Origin of the sequence: Nonomuraea zeae (genome assembly GCF_005889725.1) — a bacterium.
GTDB classification, from domain to species: Bacteria; Actinomycetota; Actinomycetes; order Streptosporangiales; family Streptosporangiaceae; genus Nonomuraea; species Nonomuraea zeae.
Genome location: NZ_VCKX01000143.1, coordinates 13019 through 30869, shown reverse-complemented (window position 1 = coordinate 30869; position 17851 = coordinate 13019). Strand labels below are relative to the sequence as shown.

Below are 17851 nucleotides of genomic sequence, written 5' to 3'. Positions count from 1 at the left end.
CCCCCCGACCGCAGCACCCGCACGGGCCGCGGCGTGCCCGCCACCAGGCGCGATCCTCTCGGCGGCGGCGCCCCCGCCCCGAGACCCGGCCCTTCCCCGGGCGGGCCTCTCCCGCACGGGCTCCGTCGCGGGGAGCTCCCCGGTCAGGGCGCGGTTCGCCCAGCCGGCGGCGTCGGCGCCGTGCCCCTGGAGCAGGGCCGCCATCGCCTGGCGGGCCGCGATCCCGGCGGCGAGCAGCGGATCGCGCCCGGCGTGCGACCACGCGCTGCCGAGCTGCCTGACCGCCTCGTCCAGCCGCCCCGCCACCAGCGCCACCGAGCCCAGCGCGTAGTCGCGCACCGAGGGGTCCGCCGCCTGGGCCACCTGGGCGGCCAGCGTGCCGGCGTCGGCCGGCCGGCCCGCCTCCAGCAGGGCCTCCACCGCCTCGGCGATGAGCCGGTCCCGCTCGGGCCCCTCCTCGGTGAGCTGCACGGCCCGCGTCAGGCAGCCGCACGCGCTCGACCAGCGCCCGGCGGCGGTCTGGCGCCGGCCCACCCTGGCGACCTCGCGCACCAGGTCGGCGTCCACCTGGTCGGCGGCGGCCAGCCGGTGGTCCAGCCGGCGCGCCGCGTCGTCCACCAGGTCCGCGGCGACCAGGTGCAGCCCGCGCCGCGTGGCCGGGCCGAGATCGTGGTAGACGGCCGCCCTGACCAGCGGGTTCGGGAAGCCGAGCGACACCCCGGCGCCCGTACGCCACTCCACCAGCAGCTCCTCGCCCGCGGCCTGCTCCAGGGCGGGCAGCGGCTCGCTCAGCTGCGCCATCCGCGCCACCAGGTGCAGGGGCGCGGACGTGCCGAGCACGGCGGCGGCCGTCACCAGCCGCTGCGCCGGAGCCTCGCACCGGCCGAGCCGGTCGAGCACCTGGGTCGTGTAGGCGCGCGGCGCGGGCAGCGGGGCGTCCACGTCGGCCAGCGTCTCGGCGCGTACCTGCTGGAGCAGGGCGCGGGCGTGCAGGGGCACGCCTCTGGTGTGCCGTTGCAGGCGTTCGGCCGCCTGGGGCGTCAGCCGTACGGGACCGAGCCGGGCGCTCAGCGCCTGGAGGTCGCGCGCGCTGAGCCCGCTCAGCGGCAGCCGGAGCGCGGCGCTGCCGCGCAGCAGCCGGCGCAGGCCGTCGGGCAGCCTGGGATGGTCGCTCTCCCTGACGATCACGATGGCCAGCACCCGGTCGGCGCGCAGCCTGCGCAGCGCGAACGTCAGCGACTGCAGCGACGGCAGGTCCGCCCAGCCCGCCCCGTCGATCGCGATCACGACCGGCGCGGCCTGCTGCAGCTGGCCGAGCAGTTCGAGCACGGCCGCGCCGACCACCAGCGGGTCGCGCTTGGCCGGCGCGCCGGGCGCGGGCAGGCACGCCAGAGCCTCGGGTACGGGTTGCGCCTGCGCCCCGAGCTGACCCAGCACGCCATAGGGCAGCTCCGCCTCACCCTCCTCCCCGCTCACGTCGAGCACGATCGCGTTCTCGATGGCGGACAGGAACTCACCCGTCAGCGCGGTCTTGCCGATCCCGGCCGGGCCCTCCAGCACCACCAGGCTGGACCGGCCCTCGCAGGCGCGGCCGAGCTGGGCGTGGAGCACCGCCAGTTCACGGCTTCGACCGACGAACTGTTCGTCGCGGGAGCGCTCGGGTCCGTTGCGGAAGGCGCGGGCTGCCATCGGACTCACCCCCCTGGCCAAAGTTCATCGTGTGCCTTGGTCCGGCGACCGTCCAGTGTCCGGTTGACCCGAGTCAGCTCATCCCGTCATTAGGGATTGGCCCCAGGGTTATCCCCAGGGCGTTCCCTGATGCTCCCGGCAAAGCTCGTTCATAGCGTCCGAAGTGGACGAATGCCCCAAAACGCCGGGAGAACATCATGCCGTCCTACATCGCAGAGGAGCAGCGGGGTACGGAAGCACGGATTCTCAACGTGCTGTTCCCCACGATCCTCCAGGGCCTCCAGCTGACTCACCAGGCAGCAGAACAGTTCGGCGCACGTCCGCAACAAGCGCAACAGCTGCCGATGGGCCCGCGGATGGAGCACCGGCCCATGGAGTACCTGCCGCAGCAGCAGCGCCATCTCATGCCTGAGACCTACAACCAGCTCGCCGGCGACCGGTCCTTCCTGGACGTCGCCGCCGTCCTCATGCCGGTCGTGCAGGCCATCATCCCGCCGCTGGTGGAGCAGCTCCTCTCGTTCGGCCCGCCCAAGTCGGACACCGACCAGAACGAGGAGGACCGCTTCCTGCAGTTCGTGCCACAGCTCATCGGCACCGTCACGCCGATCATCATGCAGGTGCTGCCGGGCCTGCTGCAGACCATGCACGGCGCCCGCGCCCAGCACCCCGTACGCGTCACCGACCGGGAGCTGAACCAGCGCTACTTCGGCCCCATCCTCCAGGCGACGCTGCCCGCGATCGTCTCGCAGCTGCCCGAGCTGCTGGCCATCGTGCACGGCGACCAGCGCGCACCCGTCCGCTTCGAGCGGATGCCGGGACGCGGCCTCATCCAGCTCATCAGGATCAGCAGGAACGACCTCGTCAACGCCCACCGGCTGCGCGACGGCGACGTGGTCTACCTGACCGAGACCCCCGCGCCTCCGGGCACCACCGAGATCCGGATCAGCATGGCCCCGCACGGCCTGTGGTGGAAGGGCATCCAGGTCACCGACGACAGCGACCGGCAGATCTGCTTCGTCGAGACCGAGGGCGAGACCTACGCCAGCTTCGACTCCAGGTCCGTGCAGACCGGCGGCAGCATCGTGCTGTGGAAGGCCAAGATGTTCGGCATCCACACCCCGATGTACGTCATCCCCACCGGGGACCTGTCGCCGGACGCCAAGTGCTTCAACTTCCACTGGGCCGCGGACTGATGGCCGGGCCCACGCTGCGACTCGGCAGCAGAGGGGAAGAGGTCAGGCGGCTCCAGGAGCTGCTGCGGGCCCGTGGCTACCGCGTGCAGAGCGACGGGTACTTCGGCGGCTCCACCTACGGAGCCGTACTCAACCTGCAGCAACGCGAGGGGATCCCGGCGGACGGAGTGGCCGGCCCCAGCACGTGGCAGGCACTCGGCCAGGCTCCGCAGGCCATGACCGCACGGCCGCCGGCGACGGCGCCGGGGGAGCGGGCCGAGTGGAACGTCATGATCTACATGGCGGGCAACAACAACCTGTCCGACGCCGCCGGGCGCGACCTGGAGGAGCTGCGCGCCGTCCAGTCGTACAACGGCGTGCGGGTCACCGCCTTCGTCAAGCGGCAGAACACCGCGGGGCGCGCCCAGCACATGGAGGTCAGCCCCGGCGGCGCCCCGGACCTGATCGAGGAGCTGCGGGCCCCGGTCGACTCGGGCAACCCCCAGACGGTCCTGGACTTCGTCCGCTGGGCCACCAGACGCGCCCCCGCCAGGCGGTACGCGCTGGTGATCTGGAACCACGGCGGCGGCTGGACCCCCGACGACCTCGACCAGCTCTACACCCAGGTCCGGGGCCGCTCGGTCAGGCGCGACATCGAGTCAGGATACGTACGGCGCTCACCTCGGATGACGGCCGACGGGGAGCCGGCCTACTCCGAGCTGACCCGGCTGGCGGAGACCCCGGAGATCACCAAGGCCGTGTTCACCACGTCCCTGGCCGAGGTGCTCAAGCTGCCCGACGCCCAGGAGCGCGCGATCGCCAGTGATGACGGCACGCTGCACTCGCTGGACACCATCGAGCTGTGCAACGTCATGCGGCGCGTCCACGAGGAGCTCGGCCGGCCGATCGACCTGCTGGGCATGGACGCCTGCCTCATGAGCAACCTCGAGGTCTGCTACGAGCTGCGCGAGCACGTCGGCACCGTGGTGGGCTCGGAGGAGCTCGAACCCAACGAGGGCTGGCCGTACACCGAGATCCTGTCCGCCATGGCCGCCAACCCCCGCATGGACGCGCGGGAGCTCGGGCGGATCATCGTGGAGGAGTATCTCAAGTCCTACCGCGGCACGCGCCAGACCGTCACCCAGTGCGCGGTCGACGTCACGCGGATCGAGGAGTTCATGCGCGAGTTCGAGACGCTCGCGGGCGGCCTGCGCCGGCAGGTGGAGGTCAACAGGTCCGTTGTGGACAGCGTCCAGTCGGTCTCCACCCGCTTCCACGTCGACCGGTCGCTGGTGGACCTGCGCACGATGTGCCTGGCGCTGGTCGCCGACTCGCGGACCGACCCGACGCTGGCCTCGGTGGCCGACAAGCTCCTCGCCATCCAGGCGCCGGGCGGCTTCGTGATCCAGGAAGGGCACCAGGGCGACAAGGTCGAGGGGTGCGGCGGGCTCAGCGCGTACTTCCCGATGGAGCGCACGATCTCGCGCTACTACGCCGACCTCCAGCTCGCCCAGCACACGGACTGGGATGAGTTCCTCAGGGAATACGGGAACGCGCGTACCATCAGGCGTTAGGAGGCCACACGCCGGCGATCCGCCGGCGCCGCTGGGGCTATTGCGGCCCGGGACCGGCCGCAATAGCCCCTACCTTTGACCCATGGATCCCCTCATCAGCCGCAAGGCGCTCAATCGGGCCACGCTGGACAGGCAGCTGCTGCTGCGCCGCACCGGCCGGTCCGTGACCGAGGTCGTGGAGCACCTCGGCGGGCTGCAGGCGCAGACCCCGCACACCTGGTACACCGGCCTGTGGACCCGCATCGAGGGCTTCAAGCCGGCCGACGCCGCCGACCTGCTGCTCTCCCGCGACCTCGTACGCGTCGCCCTCCAGCGCTCCACCATCCACCTCGTCACCGCCCGCGACTGCCTGGCCATGCGGCCGCTGCTGCAGATCGTCACCGAGCGCGGCACCAAGGGCGCCTTCGGCAAGAAGCTGGCGGGCGTGGACCTGGAGGAGCTGGCGGCGGCCGGGCGGGAGCTGCTGGAGGGGCGGCCGATGACGTTCGCCGACCTGGGGCGGGCGCTGGCCGAGCGGTGGCCGCGGCACGACCCGCACGCGCTCGGCCAGGGCGTGCGCTGGCTGGTGACGCTGGTGCAGGTGCCGCCGCGCGGGCTGTGGGGCAAGAGCGGGCCGGTCGCGCACACGAGCGCGGAGTCCTGGCTGGGCTTCGAGACGCCGCCGATGACGCCGGCCGAGCTGGTGCGGCGCTATCTCGCGGCGTTCGGGCCCGCGTCGGTGATGGACGTGCAGACGTGGTCGGGCCTGACGCGGCTGGCCGAGGTGGTGGAGCCGATGGACCTCGTCCGCTTCAGGGACGAGTCGGGCCGGACGCTGTACGACCTGCCGGACGCCGTACGCCCGCCGGAGAACGTCCCCGCGCCGGTGCGGCTGATGTACGACTTCGACAACCTGTTCCTGTCGTACGCCGACCGCTCCAGGGTCATCACCGAGACCGGGCTGGCCGCGCTCCAGGGGTTCATGGGCACCAACGTGGTGCCGCGCGCCATCCTCGTGGACGGTTGCGTCGCCGGGGACTGGACGGTCACCAGGGCCAAGGGCACCTCGACCCTCAACCTCCACCAGTGGGCGCCGATCGCCGTCCTGGACGAGGCCGAGGCGGAAGGGCGGCGGCTGCTGGAGTTCCTGGCTCCGGACGACAAGCACGAGATCGCCGTCTTCGACCGCCCTTCGAAGTCCTGACCCGGGTTGTGCAGTGCAGAACGCGGTGTTGCAGAGAACCCAGGTAAATGACGTATTTTGGGCTACGTGTCCGAACGTAACCAGTCCGCCTCGCTCAGACGTGCTTTGACCGTGCTGGACCACGTTCGCGAGCACTCCGGCCTGTCGCTCACGCAGCTCGCCGAGGGCGTCGGCCTGTCCAAGAGCACCGTGCTGCGGCTGACCGCGCCGCTCGTCGAGTCCCGGCTGCTCGAACGCGACCGGAAGAGCGGCGTCTACCGGCTCGGCCACGGGACGGTGCAGCTCGGGCAGGCGTACCTGGCCATGCTGGACCTGCGCTCCGTCGCGGCCGAAGAGTCGCACCGGCTGATGAGCGAGGTCCGCGAGACCGTCCATCTCGTCGTGTACGACCCGCCGCACGTCGTCTACATCGACAAGGTGGAGAACGAGGCGAACGTCCGGATGGCCTCGCGCATCGGCAGCCGCGGCCCCGCGCACTGCACCGCGGTCGGCAAGGCCATCCTGGCCTGGCAGCCCGAGCAGGCCGTCGCCGAGCTGGCGCTGGAGCCGAGGACCAAGCACACGATCACCGACCACGAACGGCTGCGCGCCGAGCTGAGGAACATCAGGCGCCGCGGCTACGCGGTGGACGACCGCGAGAACGAGCCCGAGGTGCGCTGCGTGGCCGCGCCGATCTTCAATCACAACGACGCCGTCACCGCCGCCATCTCCGTCTCCGGGCTCACCTCGCGGATCACCGCCGCGCGCGTGCGCGAGCTGGGGCCGCTGGTGGCGGGGGCGGCGGCGCGGATCTCGAGAAAGCTGGGTAGCCCGAGCCGATGACCGACCTGGTGACCTTTGGCGAGACCATGGCGCTGTTCGGCGCCCGGCGAACCGGGCCGCTGCGCTTCGCCCGCGACTTCGACCTGGGCCTGGGCGGCGCCGAGTCCAACGTCGCGATCGGCGTTGCCCGGCTGGGGCACGACGCGACGTGGGTGGGCCGGGTCGGGGCCGACGAGTTCGGCGACCTGATCCGCTCGACCCTCACGGGCGAGGGTGTGGACGTGCGGGCCGTCCAGGACCCGGACGCGCCCACCGGGCTGATGATCAAGGGCCGGCGCACGGCCGACCTCATCGACGTGCGCTACTACCGCAAGGGCAGCGCGGGCTCGCGGCTCTGCCCGGCCGACCTGGACCCAGCCCTCATCAGGTCGGCCCGCGTGCTGCACGTCTCCGCGATCACACCGGCGCTGTCCGGCACGGCGCGCGAGGCCGTACGGCACGCGATCGCGCAGGCGCGGGCCGCCGGGGTGCTGGTCTCGTTGGACGTCAACTACCGCAGGGCGCTGTGGACGGCCGCGGAGGCGGGGGCGTGGCTGCGGGAGACCATCGGCGACGTGGACGTGCTGTTCGCCACCGAGGCGGAAGGGCGGCTGGTCGCCGCGGCCGAGGGCGCCGAGGAGCTGGCCAAGGCGCTGGCGGCGCTGGGCCCGCGGCACGTGCTGGTCAAGTTCGGCGCCAAGGGCGCCATGGAGCTGACGGACGGCGTCGTACGCCGGGCGGAGCCGTACGACGTGACCGAGGTCGACTCCGTCGGCGCGGGCGACGCGTTCGCGGCCGGCTGGCTGGCGGACTGGCTGGCCGGCGCGGAGCCGGAGCAGCGGCTCAGCACGGCGTGCGCGGCGGGCGCGTTCGCGGTGACCTCCCAGGGCGACTGGGAGAGCCTGCCCCGGCGGGCCGACCTGAGCCTGCTGCGGCAGCCCGCCGACGGCGTGAGCAGGTGATCGCGCAGGCCGGCGGCAGGTGATCACGAGGGCCGGGGTGCGGGAGTTCGATTGTCAAACGGTTGTGTCTCACTGCAACCCGTAGCATGTGCTCATGAAACGTGCCCTGGGAGAGCTCGAGTCCACGATCATGGACAGGATGTGGTCCTATCGCCGGCCCGCGTCCGTCCGTGACGTGCTCGAAGACCTTCGCAAGGAGCGCGAGATCGCCTACACCACCGTCATGACCGTGATGGACAAGCTCCACACGAAGGGCCTGCTCAGGCGCGAGCCGGTGGGCCGCGCCTACGTCTACGAGCCGGTCTCCTCCAAGGAGGCCTACACCGCCGAGCTGATGCGGCACGCGCTGGCCGCCAGCGGCAACCAGGCCGCCACCCTGGTCCACTTCCTGGAGCGCCTGACTCCCGAGGAGGCCACCGCGATGGAGGCCGCCCTTCAGGTCTTCCCCCCGAAGGGCCGCGGCGCGTAGACGGATCTTTGCCCGTTTCCGCTCAGGGCTTGAGGACCCGCGGGGATAACTCGTCCGGGGGAAGGAACGGTGCGATGACCGACGTTTCCGGCACGGGCTCCCAGCCGAACGACCAGCGCAAAGTGCTCACCAATCGGCAGGGACACCCGGTCTACGACAACCAGAACCAGCGCACGGTCGGGCCACGCGGGCCCGCGACGCTGGAGAACTACCAGTTCCTGGAGAAGATCAGCCACTTCGACCGGGAGCGCATACCCGAGCGCGTGGTGCACGCGAGAGGCACCACCAGCTACGGCTTCTTCGAGGCGTACGGCAAGCTCGGCGACGAGCCGATCAGCCGGTTCACCAGGGCCAAGCTCTTCCAGGAGGCCGGCAGGCGCACCGACGTCGCCCTGCGGTTCTCCACGGTGATCGGCGGGCGCGACTCCGCGGAGACCGCCCGCGACCCGCGCGGGTTCGCGATCAAGTTCTACACCGAGGACGGCAACTGGGACCTCGTCGGCAACAACCTGGCCGTCTTCTTCATCAGGGACGCGATCAAGTTCCCCGACGTGATTCACTCGCTGAAGCCGGATCCGGTCACGTTCCGGCAGGACCCGAACCGGATCTTCGACTTCATGTCGCAGACGCCCGAGTGCCTCCACATGATCGTCAACCTGTTCAGCCCGCGTGGCATCCCCGCCGACTACCGGCACATGCAGGGGTTCGGCGTGAACACCTACAAGTGGGTCAACCGGCAGGGCGAGACGTTCCTGGTGAAATATCACTGGATGCCCAAGCAGGGCGTCCGGAGCATGACCGAGGCGGACGCGGCGGCCGTCCAGGCGCACGACCTCGGGCACGCCACCAAGGACCTGCACGACGCGATCGAGCGCGGCGACTACCCGGAATGGGAGCTGCTGGTCCAGCTCATGAGCGACGGCGAGCATCCGGAGCTGGACTTCGACCCGCTGGACGACACCAAGGTGTGGCCCGAGAACGAGTTCCCCGCCCGGCCGGTCGGCCGCCTGGTGCTCGACAGGAACGTGGAGAACCAGTTCGCCGAGAACGAGCAGTCCGCGTTCGGCACCGGGGTGCTCGTGGACGGGCTCGACTTCTCCGACGACAAGATGCTGGTCGGCCGGACGTTCTCCTACAGCGACACGCAGCGCTACCGGGTCGGGCCCAACTATCTCCAGTTGCCCGTCAACCAGGCCAGGAACGCCGCCATCCGCACCAACCAGCGTGACGGCCAGATGACGTACTTCGTCGACACCGCCGGCGAGGACCCGCACATCAACTACGAGCCCTCGCTGCGCGACGGTCTGCGGGAGGCCGAGTACCCGCACACCGACGAGCTCGGCCCGGAGATCTCCGGCCGGCTCACCCGCAAGCGCATCCCGCGCACCAACGACTACGTCCAGCCCGGCCAGCGCTATCTGCTGATGGAGCAGTGGGAGCGCGACGACCTGGTGCTCAACCTCGTCACCGCGCTCAAGCAGTGCGACCGGCGCATCCAGGAGCGGATGGTCTGGCACTTCCTGCTCGCCGAGGACGAGCTCGGGCTGCGGGTGGGCGAGGGCCTCGGCATCACCCCGGACGACGTGGCCTCGCTGGAGCCGCTGAAGAGCCAGGATCTCACCGAGGAGGACCGCAGCAGGCTGGCCAAGCTCGGCAGGAACGGCCCGCGCGACGTGGAGGGGCTGAAGATGACCCACTGCGTGCCCAACGAGCGGGCCGCGCACGCCGCGGGCTGATCCTCCGCTTTACGTCCGGGCCTCCTGGGGGGAGGCTCGGAGTGAGGGAGATGGTCGTTATGGAGTACAAGCAGTGGAACGTGCAGATCTGGATCAGCGAGGACGACGAGGACGCGCTGACCACGGCCACGGCGGTGCTGTTCACTCCGGACGGCAAGCGTCACGAGAGCGTGGCGCACGCCCGGCGCAATCCCGGTGACCGGCCCGTGCCCGGGATCGGGGACGAGCTGGCCGCCGGCCGGGCGCTGTCCGACCTGGCGGCGAAGCTGATCGAGGACGGCGCGGAGGACGTGGCCCAGCTCACCAGCCCCGCCTGAGCCTAGAGGAGACCGGCGGCCGCCAGGAGCTTGCCGATCCGGCCGGTCTCCTCGTCGTTCAGCGGGATCTGCGGCAGCGCGGTGACCGGGCAGTCGATGACGCCGCGCAGGTGCAGCGCGGCCTTGAACGCCCCGAGGCCCGCCGAGCTGCCGCCCATGCGCGCGCCGCCGACCGTGACGATCTCGAACAGCCTGACCAGGCGCTCCTGCTCGCTCCGCGCGGCCTCCCAGTCGCCGCGGGCCGCGCAGCGGTACAGCTCGACGTACCCCTGCGGGTCCACGTTGCCCAGCCCGGGGACCACGCCGTCGGCGCCCATCCACAGCGCCGAGTCCACGGTCACCTCGGAGCCGGTGAGCACGCTGAACGGCTCCTCCCGCCCGAGGATCACCGCGCGCAGCCCGCCGTCGTCGCCGCTGGAGTCCTTCACCCCGGCCAGCACGCCCTCGGCCGCGAGGCCCAGCAGCAGCTCCGCGCTCAGCTTGGTGTGCACGGAGACCGGCAGGTCGTAGGCGTAGAGCGGCAGGCCGCCACGGGCGGCGATGGTCCTGAAGTGGGTGCGGATCTCGTCAGGGTGCGTACGCGTGTAGAACGGCGCCGTCGCCACCAGCCCGGACACGCCCGCCTCGGCCGCGACGCGCACGTGGTCGAGCACCCGGGGCGTCGTCATGTCGATCACCCCGGCCAGCACCGGCACCTGCCCGCCCACGTGGCCGACCACGGTGTCCAGCACCACCCGCCGCTGCGCGTCGGTCAGGTACGCCACCTCCGACGACGACCCCAGCACGAACAGCGCGTCCACCCCGCCTTCGACCAGATGATCGATCAGCCGGACGAGCGAGGCGGCGTCCACCTCGTAGTCAGGCGTCAAAGGGGTGCAAACCGGGGGAATCACTCCGGTCAATTTCGGCGTCGCGGACCCGGCGAAATTAGCAGTCGTCATGCGCGCTCCTGGATCAGTTCGAGGTCGGTCGCTCCCGCCACCACCGGGTGGTGGCAGTGGAACAGGTGGTCGTCGTCGCTCCGGGCCGCGGGCCAGCCGGCGGCGCACAGGTCGTCCGCCCGCCAGCACCGCGTACGGAACGGGCACCCGCTCGGCGGCCTGGTGGCCGAGGGCACGGCGCCCACCAGCGGGATCGGGTTGATCGGCGAGATCAGCCCGGGCGTCGCCGAGAACAGCGCCCGCGTGTACGGATGCCGCGCGCCCAGCGGCACGGCCTGCGCCGGCGTCTGCTCGACGATCCGGCCCAGATACATGGTGACCACACGATCGCTCATCCTGCGCACCGTCTGGATGTCGTGCGAGACGAACACCAGCGCCAGCCCGAGCCGGTCCTTCAGATCGAGCAGCAGGTTGAGTATCTGGGCGCGGACCGACACGTCGAGCGCGCTGGTGGGCTCGTCGGCGATGACCAGGTCGGGTTCGAGCGCCAGCGCCCTGGCCACGGCCACGCGCTGGCGCTGGCCGCCGGAGAGCCGGCCGGGCAGCGCGTCGGCGACGCCCGAGGGCAGGCCGACCAGGTCGAGCAGCTCGCGTACGCGGGCGTCGCGCTGGGCGGGGGTGCCGCGCCCGTGCACGTTGAGCGGGTCGCGCAGCACCTGCCTGACGGGCAGCCGCCGGTTGAGCGCCGTCGACGGATCCTGGAAGATCATCCCGACGCTCGACCCGACCAGCGCGCGCCGCTCGGACTCCCGCAGCGCCCACAGGTCCCGGCCGCGGAAGGTGACCGTGCCCGAGGTCGGCCGCTGCAACCCCACCAGCACCTTGGCCAGCGTGGACTTGCCGCACCCCGACTCCCCCACGATCCCGACCGTCTCCCCGGCCGCGATCGTGAGGTCCGCGCCGGTCAGCGCGTAGACGCGGTCGCGCGAGAACACCCCGCCCGAGCGCGCCTTGTGCACCACGTGCACGTCCTTCAGCTCAAGCACGCTGCTCACTCCTCACCAGGGCGATCGCGGGACGGTGGCAGGCCACCGCGTGCGTGGCGTCCCCTGCCAGCACCGGAGTCTCGGTACGGCACACGTCCGCGGCCATCGGGCACCGGTCGGCGAACCTGCACCCGGCGGGGAAGTCCGCCGTCGACGGCACCACCCCGCGGATCTGCGTCAGCCGCTCGGCCCCCGACTCCAGCGACAGCACCGAGCCCAGCAGGCCCCGGGCGTAGTGGTGGGCGGGCGCGCCGACCAGCGCCGCCGTGACGCCGGTCTCGACGATCTGGCCGCCGTACATGACGACCACGCGGTCGGTGACGTCGGCGACCAGCGCGAGGTCGTGCGAGACGAGGATCAGCGCGAAGCCGAGCTCCTCGCGCAGCCGCAGCAGCAGCTCGATGACCTGGGCCTGGACGGTCACGTCGAGCGCCGTGGTGGGCTCGTCGGCGACGATCAGCTTGGGTTCCCGCGACAGCGCCATCGCGATCAGCACCCGCTGCCGCTGCCCGCCCGACAGCTCGTGCGGGTAGGAGGACAGGGTGCGGCGGGCGTCGAGGCCGACGAGCTCCAGCAGCTCGGCGGGGCTGCGCCGGCCGCCGCGCCGGGTGAGCTGCTTGAGCTGGGCCTTGATGGTCATGGCCGGGTTCAGCGAGGAGAGCGCGTCCTGGTAGATCATCGCCATCTCGTGACCGAGCAGGCGGCGGCGGGCGCCGCGCGACTCCGCCAGCAGCTCCCGCTGGTCGAATCGCACGTGACCGCTGACGCGGGCGCCGCGCGGCTGCAGGCCCATGATGGTCAGCGCGGTCAGCGACTTGCCGCAGCCCGACTCGCCCACCAGGCCGAGCACCTCGCCCGGGCGCACCTCGAAGCCGATCCCGTCGACGACATCGACGGTCGCCGACCCCGCGAGGCGGCCCTCACCTGTGGGAAACCCGATCCGCAGCCGCTCCACCGACAGGATCGGCGGGCCCTGCGGGAGCGGCCGGGCGCGTTCCGCCAGCCGCTGCGCGGCCTCGGCCAGGCCGGGCAGCTCGACGATCTCGCCGGTGCCGGGCCGGGCCTGCTCGAAGGCGTCGTCCTTCTTCGGCGCCGGCTTGCCCGCTGCCGGGGCGGCCCAGACGTCGGAGACGCCTTCCGACAGGATGTTCAGGGCGAGCACGGTGATCAGGATCAGCAGTCCGGGGAAGACCGTGGCCCACCAGCCGCCCAGCAGCACCAGGTTCTTGCCGTCGGCGATGACGCTGCCCCAGGAGGGGTTCGGGGGGCGTACGCCGGCGCCGATGAACGACAGCGACGCCTCGAAGACGATCGCGTCGGCCACCATCACCGTGCAGAACACCAGCACGGGGGCCGCGCAGTTGATCGCGACGTGCCTGATGAGGATGTGCGGCGTGCGGGCGCCGATGATCCGCTCGGCGGCGACGTAGTCCTCCCCGTACTGGGCGATCACGTTGGCCCGCACGACCCTGGCCACGGACGGCATGTAGAGGAAGGCCATGGCCATGACCAGCACCGGGATGCTGCCGCCGAACACCGCCACCAGCACCGCGGCCAGCGCGATGCCAGGGAAGGCCATGATCACGTCGAGCACGCGCATGAGGGTCTCGTCCACGGCCTTGCGCGAGGTGGCCGCGACCGCGCCGACGACCGCGCCGGTCACCAGGGCGAGCCCGGTCGCGCCGAGGCCGATGATCAGAGACCAGCGGGCGCCGGACAGGAGCCTGGACAGGATGTCGCGGTTGGCGCTGTCGAGGCCCATCCAGTGCGCGGCCGACGGGCCGCCGCCCGCGGCCTCCTGGAAGTACGGCGAGTGCGGCGCGATCCACGGCGCGAGCAGCGCGGCCAGCACGACCACCGCGATGATGCCGACCGAGACCCAGGACATGGGCTTCAGCCGGCGGAAGGCGACGCCGGGCCGCGACAGGCGCTCCGTCAGTCCACGTCTCATGCGGCACTCCTGAGCCGGGGGTTGACCAGCAGGTAGAGGACGTCCACCACCAGGTTGACGACCATGAAGCCGACCGCGATCGTGAGCACCACGCCCTGGACCACGGCCGGGTCGCCGTCGCGCACCGCGTTGATCATGAGCTGCCCCATGCCGGGCAGGCCGTAGATCGTCTCGATGACCACGGTGCCGCCGATCAGATGGCCGATGCGCAGGCCCAGCACGGTCAGCGGGTTGATGAGGGCGTTGCGCAGCACGTTCCTGCCGACGACCACGATCGGCGGCAGGCCGCTGCCGATCGCGGTGCGCACGTAGTCCCGGTCCAGCTCCTCCACCATCGACGTACGGATGATGCGGGTGAGCTGGGCGGCGATCGGCAGCGACAGCGACAGGGCGGGCAGCGTCATCGACTGCAGCCAGCCCGTGACCGAGTCCGCCGGGTTGATGTAGCCCCCGGTCGGGAACAGGCCCTCGCCGACGGCCAGCCACTGGATCATCAGCAGCGCCAGCCAGAACGCCGGAGCCGCCACGCCGATCAGCGACACCATCCGGATCACCTGGTCGGGCCAGCGGTCGCGGAACAGCGCGGCCGTCACGCCGAGCAGCAGCGCGAGCACCACCGCCACGGCCAGGCCGAGCAGCGTGAGCTGCAGCGTCAGCGGCAGGGCGGTCATCACCGACTCGATGACCGGCTTCTTCGTGAGCACGCTGGTGCCCATGTCGCCCTGCGCCAGATCCGCGACGAAGCGGACGTAACGCAGCGGCAGCGGGTCCAGCAGGCCGTTCTCCAGCTGGAACTGGTGGATCTGCTCGGGGGTCGGGTTCGCGCCCTGGAAGTAGGCGTACTCCGGTTTGCTGCCGGAGAAGCGCATCACGATGAACACGAACGCGACCACGCCGAGCACCAGCGGGATCAGGATGAGGAGCCGCCGCAGCAGCATCCTGGCGACGAGCGTCATGTGCGCTTGGCCTGCAGCAGGTTGATGCCCGGGTAGGGCTGGGCGCGGATGCCGGACAGCTTCTTCGGGTCCCAGGCGGTCATCAGCTCGTTGTGGACGACCGGGTAGAGGATGGCCTGCTCGGCGACCAGATCAAGATAGGCGTGGATGAGCTCGGTCTTCCTGGCCTGGTCGGTCTCCTTGCCGGCCTCGTCCATCATCGCGAACAGCTTCTCCGCGTCCTTGCTGCCGTCCCAGTGGCTGTACTTCATCCACAGGCCGCCCGGCACGTAGTTGTAGTGCAGGATCAGGTCGGCGTCCATGCCGAACTGGTTGGGGTTCGAGGCCGCGGCGACCACCTGGTAGTCCTGGAACTGGTCCATCTTGGTGAAGAGCGCCGCCGTGTCCTGCGGCTCCAGCGTGGTCTTGACGCCGATGGCCTCCCACGAGGCGGCGATCGTCGGCAGGCAGTCGGCGATCCAGCTCACGTTGACGGCCATGAGGTTGATCGTCAGGTTGCTCACGCCGGCTTCCTTGAGCAGCGCCTTGGCCTTCTCCGGGTCGTAGTCGTAGACGACGGAGGCCCGCTTGTGGTCGGGGTGGCCCTCGTTGAGGAAGGAGCTGGAGGCCGTGCCGTGGCCCTTGAGCGCCACGTCGATCATCTTCTGCTTGTCGATCGCGTAGTGCAGGGCCTGGCGCACCCGTACGTCGTCGAAGGGCTTGGTGCCGGTGTTGAACATCAGGAACATGTGGTTCATGCCCTTGCCGCCCTCGACCGTCAGGCCCTGCTGCTTGAGCTGCTCGACGTTGGCGTACGGGATGTTGTCGGCGATCTGCGCCTCGGCGGAGCCGCCGGAGATCTTGGCCACCCGGGCGGCGGCGTCCACGATCGTCAGCCAGTTCATCTTCTTGACCGTGGCCGGGCGCGGGCCGTTGTAGCCGTCGAACGCCTCGAAGGAGGTGTTGGACTTGGGGTTGTGCGCGGTCTGCCGGTACGGCCCCGAGCCCACCGCCTTGCCGCCCTTGGCCTGGTCCCACGCCCCCGCCTGGCTGAACACGTGCTTCGGCATGATCTTGGCGATGGTCAGCCTGGGCGCGGCGTCGGGGAAGGCGAACTTGAAGACCAGCTCCACGCTCCGGTCGTCGACCTTCTTCACCTCCTTGAGCCAGGACTTGAAGAAGTTGCCGGTCAGGACGTTGTCGGGGCCTAGGATCCGCTCGAACGTGAAGACCACGTCGTCGGCGGTGACGGGCTGCCCGTCGTGCCACTTGGCGCCCTCTCTGAGGGTGAACTTCCACGAGGTCGCGTTCAGGTCCGTGGGCAGCGCGGTGGCCAGCGCCGGGTACGGCTCCCGCGTGATGGGGTCGGTGTCGAGCAGCCCTTCGTAGACGTGGCTGATGCCGGCCATCGCGAAGGCCGACGCCGTCTGGGTCGGGTCCCAGCTCTGGTCGTTGCCGTATCCGATCACGGCGGTGATCAGGTCCTTGTTGGATCCGGCGCCGACCGAGCCGGTCGAGGCCGGGCCGCCTGAACAGGCGGAGAGGGTGGCCGCGATGAACGCCGCCGCACCCGTCGCTCCGCTGTAACGCAGGAAGTCGCGGCGACTGAACTCAGAGCTCACGGGTTCCTCCTGGGGGTGAGTGCAGCGGCGCTGCACTTTGTGCGGCTGAGGGTAGAACGTGGGACATCCCATGTCCTATCTTGTGCGTAAGGTGGACGCTAGATGCCGGGCCCGCTTGAGGTCAACAGGAGATTTCCGGAATGTTACGCAAGTGCCTACTAGAGAGGGATTCTTCATGACCGCTGTCCCGCGTCCGGCACGCCCCAGCCGTGCCGTCGAGGCCCAAGAGGGTGTCAAGGACCTGATCGTCCGGCGCGGGCTGGTGGCGGGAGATCCGCTGCCCACCGAGTCGGAGCTCATGGAAGAGCTCCAGGTCAGCCGAAACTCGGTCAGGGAGGCGCTCAAGGCGCTCCAGGCCGTCGGCATCGTGGACATCCGCCACGGGTTCGGCATGTTCGTGGGCCGGATGTCGCTGTCGGGGCTGGTGGACGAGCTGGCCTTCCACAGCCGCATCACGCTGCAGAACGGCATGAACCACCTGGTGCACCTCATCGAGATCCGCGAGATCCTGGAGAGCGGGCTCGTGGAGCGCCTCATCGAGCTGGGCCGGGAGGTCGACCTGAAGGCGGTCGCCGACGTGATCGCCAGGATGGAGGCCGAGGCGCAGGCCGGCATGGTCTCGCCGGAGACCGACCGCCTCTTCCACGACCTCCTCTACCGGCCGCTCGGCAACCCTCTCGTGAGCCAGCTCCTGGGGGCGTTCTGGGACGTGTACCACCAGCTGCGCGACCGGCTCGGAGAGCCGGACGAGCCGCCCGGCGACGTCGTCAAGCGGCACCGGGACATCTACACGGCCGTGCTCGCGGGCGACCGGGACGCCGCCGTGGCCGCCGTGCACGCCCACTTCGAGGGCGTGCGCAACCGCGTGGCCAGGATCCACGGCTGACCCTGGCCGGCTGACCCTGCCCGGCGGCCCTCAGGGTCAGCCCGGCCAGCGTTCGACCCGGCGCCAGTGCTCGCGCCAATCGGCGTACCAGTGGGCGAACCAGGGGTGCGCTCCGGCCAGCGGCATGATGTACGCGACGGTCTCCAGGTAGTAGCGCCGCTGGAACCGCCACGGCATCCGCTGCAGCTGCTGCACGTTGCTCACCCGGTCGGCGAGCTTCACGAGCACGGCCTGGGGCGGCGCCTTGACGAGAGAGGCGAGATAGTCGGCCTTCACCCCGCCTGGCGGCTTGGTCACCCACTTCACCAGCGCCGCCACGCGCGGGCCGAACCGCCGCGCGATCTCCGCCTCGGTGCACGGGGTGTCCTCCACCACGTCGTGCAGCACGATCGCCACCAGCACGTCCCTGTCCATCACGCCGGCGCCGGTCACGGCCACCTCCAGCGCCTCCAGTAGGTGCTCCAGGTACGGCCGTCCGGTCGGCCGCTGCTGCACCCCGTGCCGCCGCCCGGCGAACGCGACCGCCTCGCGCAGCACGCCGACCGTCTCCGGTGGCAGCGCCTTGGCCAGCGGGCCTTCCGCCTCTTTCCAGCAGGTCCAGCTCGTGAAGATCTCCATCCTGTTCCT

General features: G+C 71.0%; 16 protein-coding genes. 9 read left to right on the top strand and 7 right to left on the bottom strand.

Annotated features, from left to right (window positions below; translation table 11 throughout):
* A partial coding sequence (locus ETD85_RS36035) for an ATP-binding protein (protein WP_170247014.1) occupies window positions 1–1689 on the bottom strand: 1689 nt, incomplete at its 3' end.
* Window positions 1690–1886: 197 nt separating this feature from the next.
* On the opposite strand from ETD85_RS36035, the gene ETD85_RS36030 reads away from it, so the two are divergent.
* The 8 genes from ETD85_RS36030 (at window position 1887) to ETD85_RS35995 (ending at window position 9903) form a co-directional block, all read left to right on the top strand.
* Entirely contained in the window at window positions 1887–2882 is a 996-nt protein-coding gene (locus tag ETD85_RS36030) for a hypothetical protein (RefSeq protein WP_138694296.1), read from the top strand.
* Window positions 2882–4435, top strand: coding sequence for a clostripain-related cysteine peptidase (locus tag ETD85_RS36025; RefSeq protein ID WP_138694295.1), 1554 nt, complete (start codon window positions 2882–2884; stop codon window positions 4433–4435). Before ETD85_RS36030 ends, ETD85_RS36025 begins: the two co-directional genes overlap by 1 nt.
* Before the next feature lie 82 nt (window positions 4436–4517).
* On the top strand, window positions 4518–5618 hold the full coding sequence (locus tag ETD85_RS36020; protein WP_138694294.1) for a winged helix DNA-binding domain-containing protein: 1101 nt from the start codon (window positions 4518–4520) through the stop codon (window positions 5616–5618).
* Between the two features lie 66 nt (window positions 5619–5684).
* Window positions 5685–6440: an IclR family transcriptional regulator gene (locus tag ETD85_RS36015; RefSeq protein WP_379507964.1), complete on the top strand. Its 756-nt coding sequence runs from the start codon at window positions 5685–5687 to the stop codon at window positions 6438–6440.
* Window positions 6437–7381 carry a sugar kinase gene (locus tag ETD85_RS36010; RefSeq protein WP_138694292.1) on the top strand — a complete coding sequence of 315 codons (945 nt, stop codon included), beginning with the start codon at window positions 6437–6439 and terminating at the stop codon, window positions 7379–7381. Before ETD85_RS36015 ends, ETD85_RS36010 begins: the two co-directional genes overlap by 4 nt.
* 94 nt (window positions 7382–7475) lie before the next feature.
* Window positions 7476–7850 (top strand): BlaI/MecI/CopY family transcriptional regulator, encoded by a 375-nt coding sequence (locus ETD85_RS36005; protein ID WP_138694291.1) that lies wholly within the window; start codon window positions 7476–7478, stop codon window positions 7848–7850.
* Window positions 7851–7924: 74 nt separating this feature from the next.
* The gene (locus ETD85_RS36000; protein ID WP_138694290.1) at window positions 7925–9586 is read left to right on the top strand and encodes a catalase; all 1662 of its coding nucleotides are present in this window, start codon (window positions 7925–7927) and stop codon (window positions 9584–9586) included.
* 59 nt (window positions 9587–9645) lie between these two features.
* Window positions 9646–9903, top strand: coding sequence for a DUF1876 domain-containing protein (locus ETD85_RS35995; RefSeq protein ID WP_138694289.1), 258 nt, complete (start codon window positions 9646–9648; stop codon window positions 9901–9903).
* Between the two features lie 2 nt (window positions 9904–9905).
* Here the strand turns inward: ETD85_RS35995 and ETD85_RS35990 are convergent, their stop codons facing one another.
* Genes ETD85_RS35990 through ETD85_RS35970 form a run of 5 tightly spaced genes read right to left on the bottom strand, consistent with a single transcriptional unit; the run spans window position 9906 to window position 16338 of the window.
* Window positions 9906–10844 carry a dihydrodipicolinate synthase family protein gene (locus tag ETD85_RS35990; protein WP_138694288.1) on the bottom strand — a complete coding sequence of 313 codons (939 nt, stop codon included), beginning with the start codon at window positions 10842–10844 and terminating at the stop codon, window positions 9906–9908.
* A complete protein-coding gene (locus tag ETD85_RS35985; protein ID WP_240779650.1) occupies window positions 10841–11830 on the bottom strand; it encodes an ABC transporter ATP-binding protein in 990 nt (329 codons plus the stop codon). The genes ETD85_RS35990 and ETD85_RS35985 overlap by 4 nt, the downstream gene beginning before the upstream one ends.
* Complete coding sequence (locus ETD85_RS35980; RefSeq protein WP_138694286.1) at window positions 11823–13781, bottom strand: dipeptide/oligopeptide/nickel ABC transporter permease/ATP-binding protein; 1959 nt, start codon at window positions 13779–13781, stop codon at window positions 11823–11825. The genes ETD85_RS35985 and ETD85_RS35980 overlap by 8 nt, the downstream gene beginning before the upstream one ends.
* On the bottom strand, window positions 13778–14737 hold the full coding sequence (locus tag ETD85_RS35975) for an ABC transporter permease (protein ID WP_138694285.1): 960 nt from the start codon (window positions 14735–14737) through the stop codon (window positions 13778–13780). The genes ETD85_RS35980 and ETD85_RS35975 overlap by 4 nt, the downstream gene beginning before the upstream one ends.
* Window positions 14734–16338: an ABC transporter substrate-binding protein gene (locus tag ETD85_RS35970; protein ID WP_240779649.1), complete on the bottom strand. Its 1605-nt coding sequence runs from the start codon at window positions 16336–16338 to the stop codon at window positions 14734–14736. The genes ETD85_RS35975 and ETD85_RS35970 overlap by 4 nt, the downstream gene beginning before the upstream one ends.
* A gap of 175 nt (window positions 16339–16513) precedes the next feature.
* Here ETD85_RS35970 and ETD85_RS35965 point away from each other — a divergent pair, with 175 nt between their 5' ends.
* The gene (locus tag ETD85_RS35965) at window positions 16514–17224 is read left to right on the top strand and encodes a FadR/GntR family transcriptional regulator (protein WP_138694283.1); all 711 of its coding nucleotides are present in this window, start codon (window positions 16514–16516) and stop codon (window positions 17222–17224) included.
* Window positions 17225–17260: 36 nt separating this feature from the next.
* Here ETD85_RS35965 and ETD85_RS35960 read toward each other — a convergent pair whose 3' ends face one another.
* Entirely contained in the window at window positions 17261–17842 is a 582-nt protein-coding gene (locus ETD85_RS35960) for an HD domain-containing protein (RefSeq protein ID WP_138694282.1), read from the bottom strand.
* Between the last annotated feature and the right edge of the window lie 9 nt (window positions 17843–17851).